Genomic DNA, 689 nt, shown 5'->3' on the forward strand with positions numbered 1-689 from the left:
GGAGCTTTCGCTCCTTTTTAATACCGGATGTCATTTTTTATCGCAAAAAAAGATTTCGGAAGTTTTCGGTGGTTTTATGCGCAACTTCAGACAGTGCACATGACTTAAGTTGCGCAATATACGCGGCAACCTCGACAACATAAGCCGGTTGGTTCTCTTTTCCTCGATGAGGAATTGGAGCCAAGTATGGTGAGTCGGTCTCAATCAACAGTCGCTCTAATGGCAACGCTTTCACCACTTCTTTCAACTCGGTTGCTTGACGAAAAGTTACGATACCCGAAATCGAGATATAAAAACCCAAATCCATAGCAGCTTCGGCAAAGGGAAGATCTTCAGTAAAACAATGAATGACACCACCACATTTCTCCGCGCCACCATTACGTAAAATGTCCAATGTATCTTCACGCGCATTGCGGGTGTGAATAATAAGCGGCTTGTTCAGTTCAACCGCCAACTCAACCTGCTGTTCAAAACGCTCTTTTTGAAGCGCCGCTGTTTCTGGTTTGTAATGGTAGTCCAATCCGGTTTCGCCAATAGCAACGACTCTTTCGTGGCTAGCATGGCGACGCAACGTCTCCATGGAAAACGCACTCTCAACATCCAATGGGTGAACACCACAAGAAGCGTACACATTCTCGTAAGGTTCGATCATCTCCAACATATTAGGAAATGAGTCTAACGTAACACCT

The 689-nt window shown here is 45.1% G+C and carries 1 protein-coding gene; it reads right to left on the reverse strand.

The window, feature by feature from the left end; genetic code table 11:
* Positions 1-37 precede the first annotated feature (37 nt).
* Positions 38-689: TatD family hydrolase (locus tag R8N49_RS27325; protein ID WP_318190476.1), on the reverse strand; the 652-nt coding region annotated here is incomplete at its 5' end.

It is taken from the genome of Vibrio sp. 1978 (genome assembly GCF_033344345.1).